12 protein-coding genes and 1 riboswitch are annotated in these 17,057 nt (G+C 67.6%); of the genes, 3 read left to right on the forward strand and 9 right to left on the reverse strand.

The features are described from left to right. Nucleotides 1-124: 124 nt before the first annotated feature. From FB478_RS05045 to FB478_RS05055, 3 genes are all read right to left on the reverse strand, one after another. Nucleotides 125-580 (reverse strand): hypothetical protein, encoded by a 456-nt coding sequence (locus FB478_RS05045; RefSeq protein ID WP_056387866.1) that lies wholly within the window; start codon nucleotides 578-580, stop codon nucleotides 125-127. Between the two features lie 168 nt (nucleotides 581-748). Further along, entirely contained in the window at nucleotides 749-1,624 is an 876-nt protein-coding gene (locus FB478_RS05050) for a VOC family protein (RefSeq protein ID WP_134163883.1), read from the reverse strand. Nucleotides 1,625-1,723: 99 nt separating this feature from the next. Beyond that, entirely contained in the window at nucleotides 1,724-2,806 is a 1,083-nt protein-coding gene (locus tag FB478_RS05055) for an amidohydrolase family protein (protein WP_134163882.1), read from the reverse strand. A gap of 79 nt (nucleotides 2,807-2,885) precedes the next feature. Further along, a riboswitch (TPP riboswitch) is annotated at nucleotides 2,886-2,993 on the forward strand. Here FB478_RS05055 and thiC point away from each other — a divergent pair. Beyond that, a complete protein-coding gene (thiC, locus tag FB478_RS05060) occupies nucleotides 2,989-4,830 on the forward strand; it encodes a phosphomethylpyrimidine synthase ThiC (RefSeq protein WP_043424745.1) in 1,842 nt (613 codons plus the stop codon). Its footprint overlaps the riboswitch before it by 5 nt. Here thiC and FB478_RS05065 read toward each other — a convergent pair. Continuing rightward, nucleotides 4,827-5,561: an alpha/beta fold hydrolase gene (locus FB478_RS05065; protein ID WP_018768291.1), complete on the reverse strand. Its 735-nt coding sequence runs from the start codon at nucleotides 5,559-5,561 to the stop codon at nucleotides 4,827-4,829. The genes thiC and FB478_RS05065 overlap by 4 nt on opposite strands. 101 nt (nucleotides 5,562-5,662) lie before the next feature. Then, nucleotides 5,663-7,246, reverse strand: coding sequence for a signal recognition particle protein (gene ffh, locus FB478_RS05070; protein WP_018768292.1), 1,584 nt, complete (start codon nucleotides 7,244-7,246; stop codon nucleotides 5,663-5,665). Nucleotides 7,247-7,330: 84 nt separating this feature from the next. On the opposite strand from ffh, the gene FB478_RS05075 reads away from it, so the two are divergent. Continuing rightward, nucleotides 7,331-8,734 (forward strand): glucose-6-phosphate dehydrogenase, encoded by a 1,404-nt coding sequence (locus FB478_RS05075; protein ID WP_026265613.1) that lies wholly within the window; start codon nucleotides 7,331-7,333, stop codon nucleotides 8,732-8,734. 93 nt (nucleotides 8,735-8,827) lie between these two features. Here the strand turns inward: FB478_RS05075 and FB478_RS05080 are convergent, their stop codons facing one another. Beyond that, on the reverse strand, nucleotides 8,828-9,166 hold the full coding sequence (locus FB478_RS05080; RefSeq protein ID WP_018768294.1) for a P-II family nitrogen regulator: 339 nt from the start codon (nucleotides 9,164-9,166) through the stop codon (nucleotides 8,828-8,830). After that, nucleotides 9,163-10,524, reverse strand: coding sequence for an ammonium transporter (locus tag FB478_RS05085; protein ID WP_018768295.1), 1,362 nt, complete (start codon nucleotides 10,522-10,524; stop codon nucleotides 9,163-9,165). Before FB478_RS05085 ends, FB478_RS05080 begins: the two co-directional genes overlap by 4 nt. Before the next feature lie 226 nt (nucleotides 10,525-10,750). Between FB478_RS05085 and FB478_RS05090 the strand changes: the two genes are divergently transcribed. Continuing rightward, on the forward strand, nucleotides 10,751-11,992 hold the full coding sequence (locus FB478_RS05090) for an MFS transporter (protein ID WP_026265614.1): 1,242 nt from the start codon (nucleotides 10,751-10,753) through the stop codon (nucleotides 11,990-11,992). Nucleotides 11,993-12,058: 66 nt separating this feature from the next. On the opposite strand, the gene ftsY is transcribed toward FB478_RS05090, so the two are convergent. Together ftsY and smc are read right to left on the reverse strand one after the other, a co-directional pair. Continuing rightward, nucleotides 12,059-13,264 carry a signal recognition particle-docking protein FtsY gene (gene ftsY / locus FB478_RS05095; RefSeq protein WP_018768297.1) on the reverse strand — a complete coding sequence of 402 codons (1,206 nt, stop codon included), beginning with the start codon at nucleotides 13,262-13,264 and terminating at the stop codon, nucleotides 12,059-12,061. A 103-nt stretch (nucleotides 13,265-13,367) separates the two neighbouring features. Further along, the gene (smc, locus tag FB478_RS05100) at nucleotides 13,368-16,991 is read right to left on the reverse strand and encodes a chromosome segregation protein SMC (protein WP_144599839.1); all 3,624 of its coding nucleotides are present in this window, start codon (nucleotides 16,989-16,991) and stop codon (nucleotides 13,368-13,370) included. Nucleotides 16,992-17,057 lie beyond the last annotated feature (66 nt).

A 17,057-nucleotide genomic window follows, 5' to 3' on the forward strand; every position in this document is an offset into this window, starting at 1 on the left:
CCACGCAGATCGAGTACCTGTTTATTGTGCCAGATGAACGGCGTTATTTCGACTTGGGCCACCGCGCCGGCGCCGCGGCCGGCCCTTGTGGAGGCGGAGGACGGCCGAAACCGGCATCACGGGGTCAGGCCGACCAGACGTACAGTCCCGTCCGCTCGGAATCGTCGATCGAGGCGGCCAACTCCGCCACCTGCTGAACGTAGCTCCGGGCCTGGCCGGCGTCGAACGGCATATCCTCCTGGCCGGCCCACTGTTCGGCGACGTCGTCAAGGACATTGCCTTCGCCTTCGGTTTCATAGGAGAGCAGGTCGGCCAGCGCACGGACCATGGCCGGCGGCACGGCAAGGAGCGAATCGCTGGCGACGTCCACCATGGTCAGCTCATAGTCGGCCCCGCCGGCGTGCACGGCAGTCCCGGCAAGATCGCCCAGCTGTTCGACTTCGAAGTCGCTGATGCCCTGGATCCGCACCGCCTGGCCCCCGGGCCCGCTGTCCGCCGCGGAGCCGCTTCCCTGGTCAAGGATGCCGGCGCGTTTCAGCGCGGCGTCATGGGTGGCGACGAAGATCTCGGTGAAGCCCATGGCGGGTGCCCTTCTTCCGTTGGCGGAGCTGCGTGCCGGGAGTTGCAGCCCGGCCGTACGGAATCAGCCTAGTTGCTGCGCGCCCGCCGGCAAACGCGCCGGGCCGGAGCCCGCGAGCCCCAACACTGGCCCGTCAGCACTGGCGCACGGCCCGTGCAGGAGCACCGGTCAGCGGACTGCCACCCGGAGCCGGTTGCGCCACGGGTCCTCGAACCGGAGCTCCGCGCCGGTGTGGTGGGCGGGCACCCCGGCGACCCTCAGGCGGTCAGCCAGCGCCCCGACGTCGTCACCCGAGGAAACCTCGATGAGCACCTCGCCCAACCCAAGGGTGTCCTTGCGGGGGCCGGCGCCGCGACTGTTCCAGACGTTCATGGCCATGTGGTGGTGGTAGCGGCCCGCGGAAACGAACAGGGCCTGCCCATGCCAGCCCGCCGTCTTCTCGAAGCCCAGGGTACCCACGTAGAAGTCCCTGGCGGTCTGGACGTCGCCAACCTGGAGGTGGACGTGCCCCACGCCTGCGGACGTCCGCCGCTGGCCTTCGAGGGATTCCTCAGTGAGGTGCTGCTCCAGGTAGCGCTGCGGCGGAAGCGCCAGGCTGTCCATCACCACGTCCGTCCCGTTCCAGGACCAGTTGCTGCGCGGCCGGTCCCAGTACAGCTCGATGCCGTTGCCCTCGGGGTCGGTGAAGTAGAAGGCCTCACTCACCAGGTGGTCGGCGCTGCCGGTGAAGGACCGGGGTTCGTACTGGGCTGCCGTGGCGATGGTGGCCGCCAGGGAAGCCTGGTCCTCGAACAATAGGGCGGTGTGGAACAGGCCGGCCTCTCCCCTGCCGGGAAGGTGCAGCCCGGGGGCCGGCGCCAGGTGGACCAGCGGCCTGCCGAGCCTGCCCAGGTAGAGCCCGCCGTCCTGCTCCGCCACCGCCTCCAGGCCCAGTGCGCGCTGGTAGTAGTCGGTCATGACCTTCATGTCGCCCACCTTGAGCATTACCGTGCCCATGGCGAGGTCGGCAGGAAGAAGATCCTGGCTGCTGGCTGCGTCGGTCATTTGAAGGCTCCTTGTGTTGGAGGCCGTCACTTCGGCGGCCTGTCACATATTAAAATTACTTGAAGCTTCAATTTATTCCAAATAGCGGAACCAAATAACTCAACGGATGATGCGGCCGCCCAGCACCACGTGCTCCAGCGCCGTGATCGTGTCCGGGGTGGTCCGGGGGTCGTCCCGGCACACCACGACGTCGGCCCGCGCGCCTTCCTCCAGGTTGTCAGCGCCCAGCCACGCACGCGCTGCCCAGCAGGCGGCATCCAGGGCCGCATGCATGGGCAGGCCGGCCCCGTGCAGGGCGAGGATCTCATCTGCGATCCTGCCGTGCCGGATCACGCTGCCTGCGTCCGTGCCGGCAAAGATCCGGACGCCGGCGGCATGGGCCTCCGCCACCCGTTCCAGCCTGCGTTCCCACAGGGCACGCATGTGGGCGGCGTAGCGCGGAAACTTTGCGTCCGCCTGCTCCGCGATATCAGGAAAGGTGGCGATGTTGATGAGGGTGGGCACGATCGGTACGCCCTGCTCCACGAACCGGGGCAGGTGGCGCGGCAGCAGCCCCGTGGCGTGCTCAATGCAGTCAATGCCGGCGTCCAGCATTTGGTCCAGGGTGTCTTCGGCGAAGCAATGTGCCGTGACCCGGGCACCTTCATCATGGGCAGCCTGCACAGCGTCACGCACGACGGCGGCAGGAAAGGAGGGCGCAAGGTCGCCGGCGCTCCGGTCGATCCAGTCGCCCACCAGTTTGACCCAGCCGTCGCCGTCGCGCGCTTGCTTCCGCACGGCCTCCACGAGCCCGTCGGGTTCGACCTCCGCCGCGAAGCCGCGCAGGTAGCGGCGTGTGCGGGCCACATGCCGTCCTGCACGGATCAGTACCGGGAAGTCCCGGCCGCCCTGCATCCAGCGGGTATCGGCAGGTGAGCCGGCGTCGCGGACCAGCAGGGTTCCGGCGTTGAGGTCAGCCAGCGCCTGCTCCCGGGCAATGGCGGGTTCCACCGGGCCGTCGGGACCCAGGCCGATGTGGCAGTGGGCGTCGACGAACCCCGGCAGCACCCAGCCGTCGAGTTCCCGCGCCGGAGGGGCAGCGGGCCGGCTGAACGTGAGCTTGCCGTCCACCGACCAGAGTCCATGGCGTACCCGGTCCGGTGCGGCCAGGACGGGTCCGCGAAAGTAGATGATGTCTGCCATCGGGCTTCCTTTCGATGCCCGGTCAGGCTAGCACCCGCAAATGTGACACCGCCCTTCCGGGGGCCTGTGGTAGCTTCTTCTCTGACCACACGGGAGCCCTTGCAGGGGCTGAGATCGGGCTGACGCAGCCTGCGACCGTTGAACCTGTCCGGGTAATGCCGGCGAAGGAAGTGAGTATTCCCTTGAGTACGCAAAACACCCAGTTGAACCCTGCCCACCTGCCGTCCACCGGGGGTTCCGGAGCCGGCTCCACGCCCCAGGTGAACCAGTCCGAAGTGACCCGGTCCCTGGCGTCGCATTCGCTGGCCTATATCGACGACGCCGGGTCCGGCATCCGGGTACCCGTCACGGAAATTGCCCTGGAGCCATCGCCCAACGGCCAGCCGAACGCACCGTTCCGGACCTACCGGACGGCGGGGCCGGGAAGCGACCCCGTCCGCGGCCTGGAGCCCTTCCGCGCGGAGTGGATCGTGGCGCGCGGAGACACCGAGGCCTACAGCGGCAGGGAACGCAACCTGCTCGACGACGGCCGCTCGGCCGTCCGCCGCGGCGCCGCCTCCGCGGAGTGGAAGGGCGCGCAGCCGGTGCCCCGCCGCGCCGTCGACGGCCGGACGGTGACCCAGATGCACTATGCCCGGCAGGGCGTCATCACGCAGGAGATGCGCTTCGTGGCGCTGCGCGAGAACTGCGATGTGGAACTGGTCCGGAGCGAACTGGCCGCCGGCCGCGCCATCATTCCGAACAACATCAACCATCCGGAGTCCGAACCGATGATCATCGGCAAGGCCTTCCTGGTGAAGATCAACGCCAACATCGGAAACTCGGCCGTGACGAGTTCCATCGCGGAGGAGGTGGACAAGCTCCAGTGGGCCACGCAATGGGGTGCCGACACCGTTATGGACCTGTCCACCGGCGACGACATCCACACCACGCGGGAATGGATCATCCGCAACTCCCCCGTCCCGATCGGCACCGTGCCGATCTACCAGGCCCTGGAGAAAGTCAACGGCGAGGCCAACGCGCTGACCTGGGAAATCTTCCGGGACACCGTCATTGAACAATGCGAGCAGGGCGTGGACTACATGACCATCCACGCCGGCGTGCTGCTTCGCTATGTCCCGCTGACCGCCAACCGGGTGACGGGCATTGTGTCCCGCGGCGGCTCCATCATGGCCGGCTGGTGCCTGGCCCACCACCAGGAGAACTTCCTCTACACGCACTTCGATGAGCTGTGCGGGATCTTCGCGAAGTACGACGTTGCCTTCTCCCTGGGCGACGGTTTGCGCCCCGGTTCGACGGCGGACGCCAACGACGCCGCCCAGTTCGCGGAACTGGACACGCTCGCCGAGCTCACCCAGCGCGCGTGGGAGTACGACGTGCAGGTCATGGTGGAGGGGCCCGGCCACGTTCCCTTCCACCTGGTCCGGGAAAACGTCGAGCGGCAGCAGGAACTCTGCAAGGGGGCCCCGTTTTACACCCTGGGCCCGCTGGTGACAGATGTTGCTCCGGGCTATGACCACATCACCTCAGCGATTGGTGCCACTGAGATTGCCCGTTACGGCACCGCGATGCTGTGCTACGTCACCCCGAAGGAACACCTGGGCCTGCCCAACAAGGACGACGTGAAGACCGGCGTGATCACCTACAAGATCGCCGCGCACGCGGCGGACCTGGCCAAGGGGCACCCGGGGGCGCATGAACGGGACGACGCCTTGTCCAAGGCGCGGTTCGAATTCCGCTGGCGGGACCAGTTCGCACTGTCCCTGGACCCGGTGACGGCTGAGGCGTTCCACGACGAGACGCTGCCGGCTGAGCCTGCCAAGACGGCGCACTTCTGTTCGATGTGCGGGCCCAAGTTTTGCTCCATGCGGATCAGCCAGGACATCCGCGACGAATTTGGTTCCGCGGAGGCGCAGGCGGCACTGGCCGATGCTGCGGCCGGGATGCGCGGGAAGAGCGAGGAGTTCCTGGCAGCCGGCGGCAAGGTCTACCTGCCGGAACTGCGGGTGCCTGCTGACAGCTAGGACGCGCGGGCCGGCTGGCTCCGGCTGACCTGGCTGATGAACTGCCGGATGGCCCGGTCCCCGTCCGGGGAGTCATGGGGCCGGTGTCCTCCCGCGGCAACGCGGTGCAGGGCCCCGGTCTCCCGGAGGTACCCGGCGATTTCCTCGTAGAGCGGTTCCCACCCACCGGTCAGCACCAGCGTGGGCACCCCGGGAACAATGTGCAGCGGCGCCTCCCATGACGGGGCCTGGAGCCGCAGCCTGCGGGCGGACCTTTTTTCTTCCGTGGTGGCGGGCTGCTGGAGGTCGGTGGCGAAGACCCGCCGGACGAATTCGCGCTGGAAGTCTTCGTCGCTGAGCTGGTGGCGCACGTCGAAGAGGGGCTGCATGAGGCTGATGTGGGCGGCAGTGGCCGGGAGTTCCGCTGTCAGGGAGAGGCAGGCCGGTTCCACCAGCGTCAATGAGAAGACCAGGTCCGGACGTTCGACGGCGGCCATCATGGCCGCGATCGCCCCCTGGGAGTGCGCCACCACATGCCCGCCGGCGGCGCCGCGGCCGTCATCGGCAAGGGAGCGCAGGATGATGGCGGTGTCCTCCGCGAAGGACGACTCCAGTGGCTCCGCGAGGACGTCAAAGCCATGGCGGCGGAGGAACAGGGCGTCATAGGACAGTGCCATGCCGTGCTGGCGCGGCCACGCGGCGGCACCGAAGGTTCCGGCGCCGTGCACGAACACTACCCTCTGCTTGAACATGTCCCAACCCTATTCCACGGCACTGACATCCCAAGCAAGCAGCGCCAGGTGTCGTTCTGAGAGGTCAAAACGACACCTGACGCTGCGTTGCCGGGGAACTGCTACTTGCCCAGGAACTTGTCGAAGCCCTTGGGGAGGTTCAGCTGGGACGGGTCGAAGTCCCCGCCCTGCTGGCCGAAGGCGGCGCCCGTAGGCAGCGCCTTGGCGGCGTTGGCACGGCGGGCTTCCGCTTCCTTGCGCTCCTGGGCAGCCTTGGCCGGGTTGCCGGACTTTGCCTTCTTCTTGGGCGCGTTCTTGGCGTTCTTCCGGGCACCGCCGCCGGCGCCGGGCAGGCCAGGCATCCCCGGCATTCCCGGCATGCCGCCCTGGGCCATCTTCTTCATCATCTTCTGGGCCTGGGCGAAGCGCTCCAGCAGGCCGTTGACCTCGGAGACGTGGACGCCGGAACCACGGGCGATGCGTGCCCGCCGTGAACCGTTGATGATCTTCGGCGCCAGCCGCTCGTGCGGTGTCATGGAGCGGACGATTGCCTCGACGCGGTCGATCTCGCGTTCGTCGAACTGTTCCAGCTGCTGCCGGATGTTCTGTGCACCCGGCATCATCATGAGCATCTTCTTCATGGAGCCCATGTTGCGGATCTGCTGCATCTGGGCCAGGAAGTCCTCGAGGGTGAAGTCTTCCTGGTCGGCGAACTTCTTCGCCATCCGGGCGGCCTCATCCTTGTCCCAGGCCTTTTCGGCCTGTTCGATGAGGGTGAGGATGTCGCCCATATCCAGGATGCGCGAGGCCATCCGGTCCGGGTGGAAGAGTTCGAAATCGTCCAGGCCTTCGCCGGTGGAGGCGAACATGACCGGCTTGCCGGTGACCGACGCGACTGAAAGAGCGGCACCGCCTCGGGCGTCGCCGTCGAGCTTGGACAGCACGATGCCCGTGAAGTTCACGCCTTCGTCGAAGGCGAGGGCCGTGTTCACGGCGTCCTGGCCGATCATGGAGTCGATCACGAACAGGACTTCGTTGGGCACGATGGCACGGCGGATCTGGCGCGCCTGTTCCATCATGTCGGCGTCCACGCCCAAGCGGCCGGCCGTGTCAACGATGACGACGTCGTGCAGCTTCTGGCGTGCTTCCTCGACGCCGGCGCGGGCGACGGCGACGGGGTCGCCGGCGGGCTGGTCCAGCTCGGTGGAGGTGGCACCCGGGTGCGGGGCGAAGACGGGGACCTTTGCCCGCTGGCCCACCACCTGGAGCTGGGTGACGGCGTTAGGGCGCTGCAGGTCGCAGGCCACCAGCATGGGGCTGTGCCCCTGGGCCTTCAGCCACTTGGACAGCTTGCCCGCAAGGGTGGTCTTGCCGGCACCCTGGAGGCCGGCGAGCATGATGACGGTGGGGCCGTTCTTGGCCAGCCGGATCCGCCGGGTTTCGCCGCCCAGGATCTCGACGAGTTCCTCATTGACGATCTTGACGATCTGCTGGCCGGGGTTCAGTGCCGCAGAGACCTCGGCACCCAGGGCGCGTTCACGGACCCGGCCAGTGAACTCACGCACAACGGGAACGGCAACATCGGCGTCCAGAAGCGCGCGGCGGATCTCCCGGACGGTGGCATCGACGTCGGCCTCGGTGAGCCTGCCTTTACCGCGGAGATTCTTGAAGGTTGCTGTCAACCGGTCAGAGAGTGAATTGAACACGCGACGTGCACTTCTTTCAGTGGATGATCGGGACTCGACTATCTAGGGTATCAAGTCAGGCCCGGTAGGTGGCATGCTGGCAAAATGACGAGCCAAACGACTGTGAAGACCCTGCTCATCCTCGGCGCCTCGGGCGACCTCACCGGCCGGCTCCTCCTGCCCGGCCTGGCGCGGCTCGTTGCCGCAGGCCGCGCGGAGGGCCTCACCCTGGTGGGGGCAGGCTCGGATCCGTGGACGCCGGAACAATGGCGGGAGCGGGTCCAGGCATCGTTCGCTGCTGCAGCCGGCGCGGCAGACAGTTCCGGAAAGGACGCCCTCGAGCTGCTGCAGAAGGAGACGGCGTACCACCAGGTGGACGTCACGGCCAAGGGTGCCCTGGCCGCCCTGCTCGCGGGGCTGGAAGGCCCGGTGGCCGTTTACTTTGCGTTGCCGCCCCGGATCAGCCAGCAGGCATGCGAGACGCTCCAGCCGGAAGAGGTTCCGGAAGGCACCCGCCTGGTAATGGAGAAGCCCTTCGGCTTCAGCGAGGAATCGGCCCGGTCGCTGAACCGGACCCTGGCACGGCTGGTCCCCGAAGACCATATCCACCGGGTTGACCATTTCCTGGGCAAGGCCACCGTCCTGAACATCCTGGGCCTTCGGTTCGCCAACAACTTCCTTGAGCCGGTATGGAACAGGCAGCACGTGGAAAAGGTGGAGATCTTTTTCGATGAGGACCTGGCCCTGGAAGGCCGAGCGCGCTACTACGACGGCGCCGGCGCCCTCCGGGATATGATCCAGAGCCACCTCCTGCAGGTCATGGCGATCATGGCCATCGAACCTCCGGCCACCATCGGCGAGCGCGACCTCCGCGACGCCGTCTCCACCGTCCTGCGGGCCAGCAGCGTCAGTGCCCCCTTCACTGGCTCAACGCGCAGGGCCCGCTACACCGCCGGTTCCGTGGCAGGCAAGGACGTCCCGGACTACGCCAAGGAGGAAGGCGTGGATCCCGGAAAGGGAACCGAAACCCTTGCCGAAATCCAGGTGGGCATCGACAACTGGCGCTGGCGGGGGGTTCCCTTCATCCTGCGTTCCGGCAAGGCCCTGGGCGACAAGCGCAAGGAAGCGGTGGTCACCTTCCTTCCGGTGCCACACCTGCCCCAGGGCTTTACCGGGGTGGACTCCCCCAACCAGCTCCGGATCGGTTTCGGCCCGGACACACTGGAGTTCGACGTCGACGTCAACGGTCCGGGAAACATCTTCAGCCTGGGCCGGGTCACCCTGGAAGCCGAACTGAGCGCCTCCGATCTCCTGCCCTACGGCGAAGTGCTGGAAGGCGTGCTGACCGGCGATCCGTTGCTGTCCGTCCGGGGAGACACTGCAGAGGACTGCTGGCGGATTGTTGAGCCGGTCCTCAAGGCGTGGGAGCGCGGGGACGTCCCGCTTGAAGAGTACGACGCCGGTTCGGCCGGCCCGGCATCCTGGCCCACCAACCGCTCAAAGGACTGAGCAGTCCGCGGCAGCACCGGCAGCGTTAACAAGAGGCAGGGCGGGAACCTTTCGGTTCCCGCCCTGCCTGTCTTTATGGTTCCGTGCCGGTGCCTAGATGGCGGCCACTCCGCGTTCCCCGGTCCGGACCCTAACTGCTTCATGGACATCGATGGTCCAGACCTTGCCGTCCCCGGCCCTGCCGGTATTGGAACTGGCAATGATCACATCCAGGATGTCGTCTGCCTGCTCGTCCGTGGCCAGGACTTCCACCCGGATCTTGGGCAGGAGGTCCACGTTGTATTCGGCTCCGCGGTAGACCTCGGTGTAGCCGCGCTGCCGGCCGTATCCGCTGGCTGCGCTGACGGTCAGGCCCTGAACACCATAGGATTCCAGTCCCTCCCTGATGGCTTCGAGCTTTTCCGGCCGGACGATTGCAGTAATCAGTTTCATGCCCCCACGCTTTCCTTACCTGTTGCTGACTGTGACTTCTGCGTGCCCGGCGTCCCCTGGACTGGCGCGTGGGACTCGCCCTGGCCCTTGCCGGTGATCATGTCGTGCAGCGGCTGGAAGCTTCCGCCGTGTCCGCTCAGTCCGAACTCGTAGGCAGTCTCGGCGTGCAGGCTGAGGTCCACACCCACCGTTTCCTGTTCCTGCGAGACCCGGAAGCCCATGGTCTTGTGGATGGCCAGCGCAATGATGGCCGTCAGGACTGCGGAGTAGGCGATGGCGACGCCGGCTGCCGCGAGCTGCGCCCAGAGCTGGGTCAGTCCGCCGCCGTAGAAGAGGCCGCCGCCAACACCGTCGGTGGGCAGTGCGATGAAGCCGAGCGCCACGGTGCCGATGATGCCGGACACCAGGTGCACGCCGACGACGTCCAGCGAGTCATCGAAGCCCCAGCGGAACTTCAGGCCGACTGCCAGGGCGGAGGCTACGCCGGCCACGACGCCCAGGCCGAGTGCACCGACGGGGCTGACGTTGGCGCAGGCCGGGGTGATGGCGACGAGGCCGGCCACCACGCCGGATGCGGCGCCGAGGGAAGTGGGGTGTCCGTCGCGGATCCGTTCGGTGACCAGCCAGCCGAGCATGGCTGCTGCCGGGGCTGCGAGGGTGTTGATCCAGATCAGACCCCCCTGTTCGGCAGTGGTGGCTGCACCGCCGTTGAAACCGAACCAGCCGAACCACAGGATGGCTGCGCCGAGCATGACGAACGGGATGTTGTGCGGGCGGTGGTTGGGGTCCTTGCCGAAGCCCTTGCGGTTGCCGATGATGAGGACGAGGATGAGCGCCGCCACACCTGCGTTGATGTGGACCACGGTGCCGCCGGCGAAGTCGATGGCGGGGCCGAGGGCCTTGCCGATGGCGCCTTCGGGGCCGAAGAGTCCGCCGCCCCACACCATGTACGCCAGCGGGCAGTAGACGAGCGTGACCCACACGGGAACGAAGACGGACCAGGCGCCGAACTTGGCGCGGTCGGCGATGGCGCCGCTGATCAGTGCCACGGTGATGATGGCGAAGGTGGCGGCGTAGCCAACCTTGATCAGACCGTCAGGGGTGGTGATGCCCTCAAGGCCGAATGTGGCGAACGGGTTGCCCACGATCTCCAGGAAGCCTTCACCGGAGCTCATGGACGCGCCCCACAGCACCCAGACAACACCCACCATGCCGATGGAGATGAAGCTCATCATCATCATGTTCAGTGCTGCCTTGGCGCGGGTCATGCCGCCGTAGAAAAATGCCAGACCGGGTGTCATGAACAGCACAAGGGCTGCCGCCACCATGACCCAAACGTGACCTGCGGTAAGTTCCATGGTGCACGTCCTCTCTCATCGAATCTTGCGGAGTACTCCGCCTGCCAACGCCTTTTTGCGTCCTGTAATGAGTTTGTGGGCGGCGTGTTTCGCCCGCGGAGGATTTAGATTGCGGGCCTGTTACAACAACCTCTAGGAAGTAAATGGTGCATATCCGCCTTGTTACGGTTATGTTTCCGCACCCGCGCAGCCACCCGGCTCCCTTTCCTGCAAGGACTCCTTCACAATGACGGCAACACCCCGCGAAAGCGGCGCCACTTCGAGGTTTTTGGCCCGGCTAAGGCCTCGGCGGGAGAAACTTCCCCGCGACATTAAGGTGATGCTGGCCGCGGCGTTCCTGATTGCGCTTGGATTCGGGCTCGTTGCGCCTGTATTGCCGCAGTTCGCAACAACCTTCGGCGTAGGGAACACCGAGGCAGCCGTCATCGTGGCGATCTTTGCCTTCATGCGCCTTGCCTTTGCACCCGCCGGCGGAGCACTGATCGGCAAGCGCGGTGAACGGCCCGTCTATGTCGCTGGGCTGTTGATCGTGGCCTTGTCCACGGCGGCCTGCGCCTTTGCGCAGGACTATTGGCAGTTGCTGCTGTTCCGCGGCCTTGGCGGAGCCGGGTCCGTGATGTTCACGGTGGCATCGATGGCCCTGGTGGTCCGCCTGGCCCCACCCCAGAGCAGGGGCAGGGTCTCAGGTGCCTATGCGTCCGCTTTCCTGATCGGGAATGTGTGCGGGCCGATTGTGGGCGGTCTGCTGGCGGGGCTGGGCCTGCGGGTCCCGTTCCTTGCCTACGCCGGGGCCCTGCTCGTTGCCGCGTTTGTGGTGCAGACCCAGCTCAGCCACCAGCGCCGGGGCGGCGGTGAAACCCAGCACCGTCCGCCGGACATGCGCTTTGGCGAAGCCGTGGCTGCCGGAACCTACCGGTCGGCCCTGCTGTCCAGCTTTGCCAACGGGTGGGCCACGTTTGGCGTCCGCATGGCAACGGTGCCGCTGTTCGCCGCGGCAGCCTTCGGGGCAGGACCGCAGGCGGCCGGACTGGCGCTGGCAGTCTTCGCTGCCGGGAACGCCGCCGCGCTGACCTTCTCGGGGCGGCTGGCGGACTCCCTGGGGCGCAAGCCGATGATGATCTCCGGCCTGCTGGTGGCAGCCTTCGCGACTGCGGCGATCGGCTTGACCTCCGACCTGCCCTGGTTCCTTGCCGCATCGACGCTTGCCGGCGTCGGGTCCGGCCTTTTCGGCCCGGCGCAGCAGGCCGCCGTCGCCGATGTCATTGGGAACGCACGCTCCGGCGGCAAGGTCCTGGCCGTCTACCAAATGACGTCCGACGTCGGAGCGATCGTCGGACCGGTGGCGGCCGGGCTGCTCGCGGACCGGCTGGGTTTCGGCTGGGCTTTCGGCGTGACCGGCGGCGTCATGCTCCTGGCCGCCGTCGGTTGGCTGCCCACCCGCGAAACACTCCGGGTTAAACCCAACTAGCCCGCAGTTGTTGTCGTTTTGAGGGCTCAAAACGACAACTAATGCGAGCTGGTTGGGCTGGCTTAGCTAGTTCAGCAGGGCGTCGACAAAGCCTTCGGTGTCGAACGGGGCCAGGTCGTCGGCGCCTTCGCCGAGTCCGATGAGTTTGACGGGCACGCCGAGCGTCTTCTGGATGGCGACGACGATGCCGCCCTTCGCGGTTCCGTCCAGTTTGGTCAGGACGATGCCCGTGATGTTGACAACCTCCGAAAAGACCCGCGCCTGGTTCAGGCCGTTCTGGCCGGTGGTGGCATCCAGAACCAGCAGGACCTCGTCCACCTCGGCCAGCTTCTCCACCACGCGCTTGACCTTGCCCAGTTCGTCCATCAGGCCCACCTTGTTCTGGAGGCGGCCGGCGGTGTCGATCATGACAACGTCCACTTCCTGCTCAATGCCTGCCTTCACGGCCTCGTAGGCAACGGAGGCGGGATCGGCGCCGTCGATGTCCGACTTCACGGTGGGGACGCCGACGCGCTGCCCCCACGTGGCCAGCTGTTCCGCCGCGGCGGCGCGGAACGTGTCCGCGGCACCCAGCAGGACGTCCTTGTCCTCTGCCACCAGCACGCGCGCCAGCTTGCCGACGGTGGTGGTCTTGCCGACGCCGTTCACGCCCACCACCATCATCACGGCAGGCCTGTCCGCATGGCGCTGGACGTTCAGGCTGCGGTCCATGGAGGGGTCGACAAGCTTGATGAGCTCTTCACGGAGCATGGCCTTGACGTGTTCGGGGGTCCGGGTGCCCAGCACCTTGACCCGTTCGCGCAGGGCATCCACCAGCTGCATGGTGGGTTCGGTTCCCAGGTCCGCGAGGAGGAGTGTCTCCTCCACCTCGTCCCAGACGCTCTCATCGATCCGGTCGCTGGACAGCAGCGCCAGCAGGCCCTTGCCCATGATGTTGTTGGAGCGGACCAGCCGCTCACGGAGGCGGGTGAGGCGGCCCGCGACAGGCAGCGGTGTTTCGACGGGAATGGTTTCCAGCCCGGCAGCGTCGTCCGGAACCGTAGTGGTGTCAAGCCCTTCGAGGTCCACGCCCGCGGGCGCCGTGCGTTCGATTGGTCCGGCGCTGTCCGCTACGGCGGTGCTGCCGCCGGAGCGGACCTCAGGATCGTTGGCATCCCGCGTGCCGGGGTACCGGGTGATGTTCCTCCGCGTCTTGAGCAGGACCGGAATCAGGCCGCCGATGACCACCAGCGCAACAAGAATGGACAGGACAATGGGAAGGATGTCATTCACTCCCCTAGCTTCTCACAAACGGCCTGCCCGGTTCGGGCGCGCAGCCCGCCCCTGACCTGCCCCAATGCGGCGCCCCCGCGGCCGCCGGACGCCGGCGGTGCTGCTACACCTCGGAAACGAGCCGCTGGCTGATCACCGTGGAAACGCCGTCGCCCCTCATGGTGACGCCGTACAGTGCGTCCGCCACCTCCATGGTCCGCTTCTGGTGGGTGATGACGATGAGCTGGCTGGACTCCCGCAGTTCCTCGAAGATGGTGATCAACCGGCCGAGGTTGGTGTCGTCCAGCGCCGCCTCCACCTCGTCCATGACGTAGAACGGCGAGGGCCGCGCCTTGAAGATGGCCACCAGCAGCGCCACCGCGGTAAGGGACCGCTCGCCTCCGGAGAGCAGGGACAGCCGTTTAATTTTCTTGCCCGCAGGACGGGCCTCCACTTCGATGCCTGTGGTGAGCATGTCCCCCGGGTCCGTGAGGACCAGGCGGCCCTCGCCGCCGGGAAAGAGCCGCTCAAAAACCCGGACAAACTGGACCTGGGTGTCCTCGAACGCCTCGGCGAAGACGCGCTGGACCCGGTCGTCCACTTCCTTGATGATGTCCAGCAGGTCCCGGCGGCTGGCCTTAAGGTCCTCAAGCTGGGTGCTGAGGAACTGGTGCCGCTCCTCCAGTGCCGCGAATTCCTCCAGGGCCAGGGGGTTGACCTTGCCCAGGCTGGCGAGGTCGCGTTCAGCTTTGCGCAGCCGTTTCTCCTGCTCCTGCCGGACGTAGGGCTTCCCTTCCCGGATTTCTTCCCCGCCGGCGTCAACGGGAGCCCGCAGCGCGGCCCACTTGTCGCCGGTCTCCTCCGCAGGCACGGGAACCGGGACGTGCGGCCCGAACTCTGCCACCAGCGCTTCGGGGGTGATGCCCAACTCGTCCACGGACCGGGATTCCACTGCCTCGATCCTGGCCCGCTGCTGCGCACGGGCCAGCTCGTCCCGGTGCACGTTGTCGGTGAGGTCGGCCAGTTCGCGGGCCAGGGCGTCGTTGGCTTCCCGGATGTCCCGAAGCCCACGGTCACGCTGTTCGCGGTTTTCCTCGGCCAGGTCCCGTTCGTGCCGGGCGAGGTCCACCGATACGTCCACGTAACGCAGTGCCAGTTCCGCCGCGGCGGAAACGGCGGCCGCACGCCTGGCCTGGATGCGGCGGCGCCGGGCACGCTGGGCTGCTTCCTCCCGGGCACGGCGTTCGGTGGCGGCGGCGCGCTCCAGGGACGCCACCCTGTTGCGGGTTGCCGCCAGCTGCTCTTCGGCGCTGCGCAGGGATAACCGCGCCTCCACTTCCGCTGCACGGGCGGCGGATGCGGCACGGGCCAACGCGTCCCGCTGTTCGGTGGAGGGCTCCTCTTCAATCGGAGCCTCCTGGGCGGCGGCCAGCCGGGCCGTGATGGCAGCGAGCGCCTCCTCCTCCGCGGCAACGTTCTCCGCAGCGCGTGCCAGGGAGGCAGCCAGGCGGTCGCTCTCACCGACGGCGCTGCGCAGGACTGAATTCAGGTGGCCCAGGCGTTCGGCCACGGCGGCCAGGCGGGCATCGGATTCGTGCAGTTTGTCCAGGGCAGCGTCCGCCTCCTCCTGCACTCCGGCGCGGCGCGCCTCGGCGGCGGCCAGGGCGAACCTGTTCCGCTCCAGGTCTGCCGTGACCGCCGAAAGGCGGGGGTCGGCGTCGTCCACCGCCGCCTGCACCTCAAGGAGGGAGGGCGCCTTGGCAGAACCGCCGGCAACGGATACGGCGGTGAACACGTCCCCCTCGCGGGTGACCGCCGTGAGTCCGGGCAGCCCGGCCACCAGCGCAGCCGCGGCGTCGATGCTTGCGACGACGGCGGTTCCGGACAGCAGGTGCCGGACCAGCGGGATGTGCTCCGCAGGTCCGTCCACCAGGTCGGCGGCCCATTGCGCACCATCGGGCAGCGGCACTGCTTTGGGGGCGGCCGCTCCTCCCGGCGTGGACTCCGTGGCGGGGTCACCCAGGTGGCCTGCCACCGCTGATGCGAGGAGCAGCGACGCCCGCCCGGCGTCGTCGTCCTTGAGCACCTTCAGGACGGCGGCCGCCGTGTCCTGATCCTGGACGAGGACTGCCTCGGAGGCCTCTCCCAGCGCGGCAGCGACCGCCGCCTCGTAACCACCCTGCACGCTGATCCCGGCCGCCAGGCTGCCCAGCACCCCGGACAGCCCTGACTCCAGTACGTGCCTGGCACCGTCCTTGCGGTCCAGGCCGAGCTTAAGAGCGTCGAGCCGGGCGGCAAGGGCGTCCCGCTTGCGGACGCCTTCGTTGACGGCGGCCTTGAGCTGGGCAATCTCCTGAAGGACCGCATCAAGTGCTTTACTGGCGGCCTCGTAATCGGCGTCGAGGGATTCCTCCCCTTCCTCCACGCCGGCCACCTGGTTTTCCAAGGCCGTGAACTCGGCCTGGGCGCGCGCCCGCCGTTCCGTGCCGGCGGCAAGGGACTCCCGCAGCCGGCCCAGTTCTGCCTGCGCGGATTCCACCCGGGACCGGGCCGCCGCCACTTGTCCGGCCAGGCGGGCCAGGCCTTCCCGCCGGTCCGCCGCGGCCCGGAGCTGGGCCGTGAGCCGCCGGTCCTCGGCCACGGCTGCCTGCTCTGCCTCGGCCTTCGCGGCGCTGGCCGTGTCCAGGGTGGTGCGCCTGGCGTGGATGTCCCGTTCGAGCTCGGCCAGCTCCTGCCGCACCCTGGCGGCTTGGCGTTCGAGCTGTTCGGGGTCCCGCGCGGATGCCGGTGCGGCATCGTCGGAGCCGAGCAGGCGGCTGCGCTCGGTGGCCAGCGAACCGAGCGACCGGAGGCGCTCCCGTGCAGTGGACAGCTGGTACCAGGTGTCCCGCGCGGCGTTGAGCCGGGGTGTGGCTTCGGCAGCCAGCTGCTCCAGCGCCGCCTGCTGCCGGCGCCCGGCTTCGAGTTCATGTTCGACGGCGGTCCGGCGGGCTTTGAGCGCTGCCTCGTCCGCCACGTCCTGCTGCAGCGCCTGCTGCAGCTGGACGAGGTCATCGGCGAGCAGCCGGGCACGGGCGTCCCGGACGTCGAACTGGACGCGCTGGGCGCGGCGGGCCACTTCGGCCTGTTTGCCAAGGGGCGTCAGCTGGCGGCGGATCTCCCCGGTGAGGTCTGTGAGGCGCTGCAGGTTGGCCTGCATCGCCTCCAGCTTCCGGACGGTCCGTTCCTTGCGCCGGCGGTGTTTGAGGATCCCCGCCGCCTCCTCGATGAAGCCGCGGCGGTCCTCGGGGGTGGCGTGCAGGACGCGGTCCAGCTGCCCCTGGCCCACGATGACGTGCATCTCCCGGCCCAGCCCGGAGTCGGAGAGCAGCTCCTGGATGTCCAGCAAACGGCAGGCGGCACCGTTAATGGCGTATTCGGAGCCGCCTGTCCGGAAAAGCGTCCGTGAGATGGTGACTTCGCTGTATTCGATGGGGAGCGCGCCGTCGGCGTTGTCGATGGTCAGCGAAACGTGGGCGCGTCCCAGGGGCGGCCGCCCGGACGTCCCGGCAAAAATGACATCCTCCATCTTGCCGCCGCGGAGAGTCTTGGCCCCCTGCTCCCCCATGACCCAGGCCAGGGCGTCCACCACGTTGGACTTGCCGGATCCGTTGGGACCCACGACGGCGGTGACGCCGGGTTCGAAGTCGAAGGTGGTGGCAGAGGCAAAGGACTTGAACCCCCGGACGGTGAGGCTTTTGAGGTGCAAGGCTTTTCAGGTCTCCTGGAGCGGATAGGACAGTTTTGCTGGAACCGGCTCACTACAATCTACTGC

The organism is Arthrobacter sp. AG367 (genome assembly GCF_007828995.1).
GTDB lineage: Bacteria > Actinomycetota > Actinomycetes > Actinomycetales > Micrococcaceae > Arthrobacter.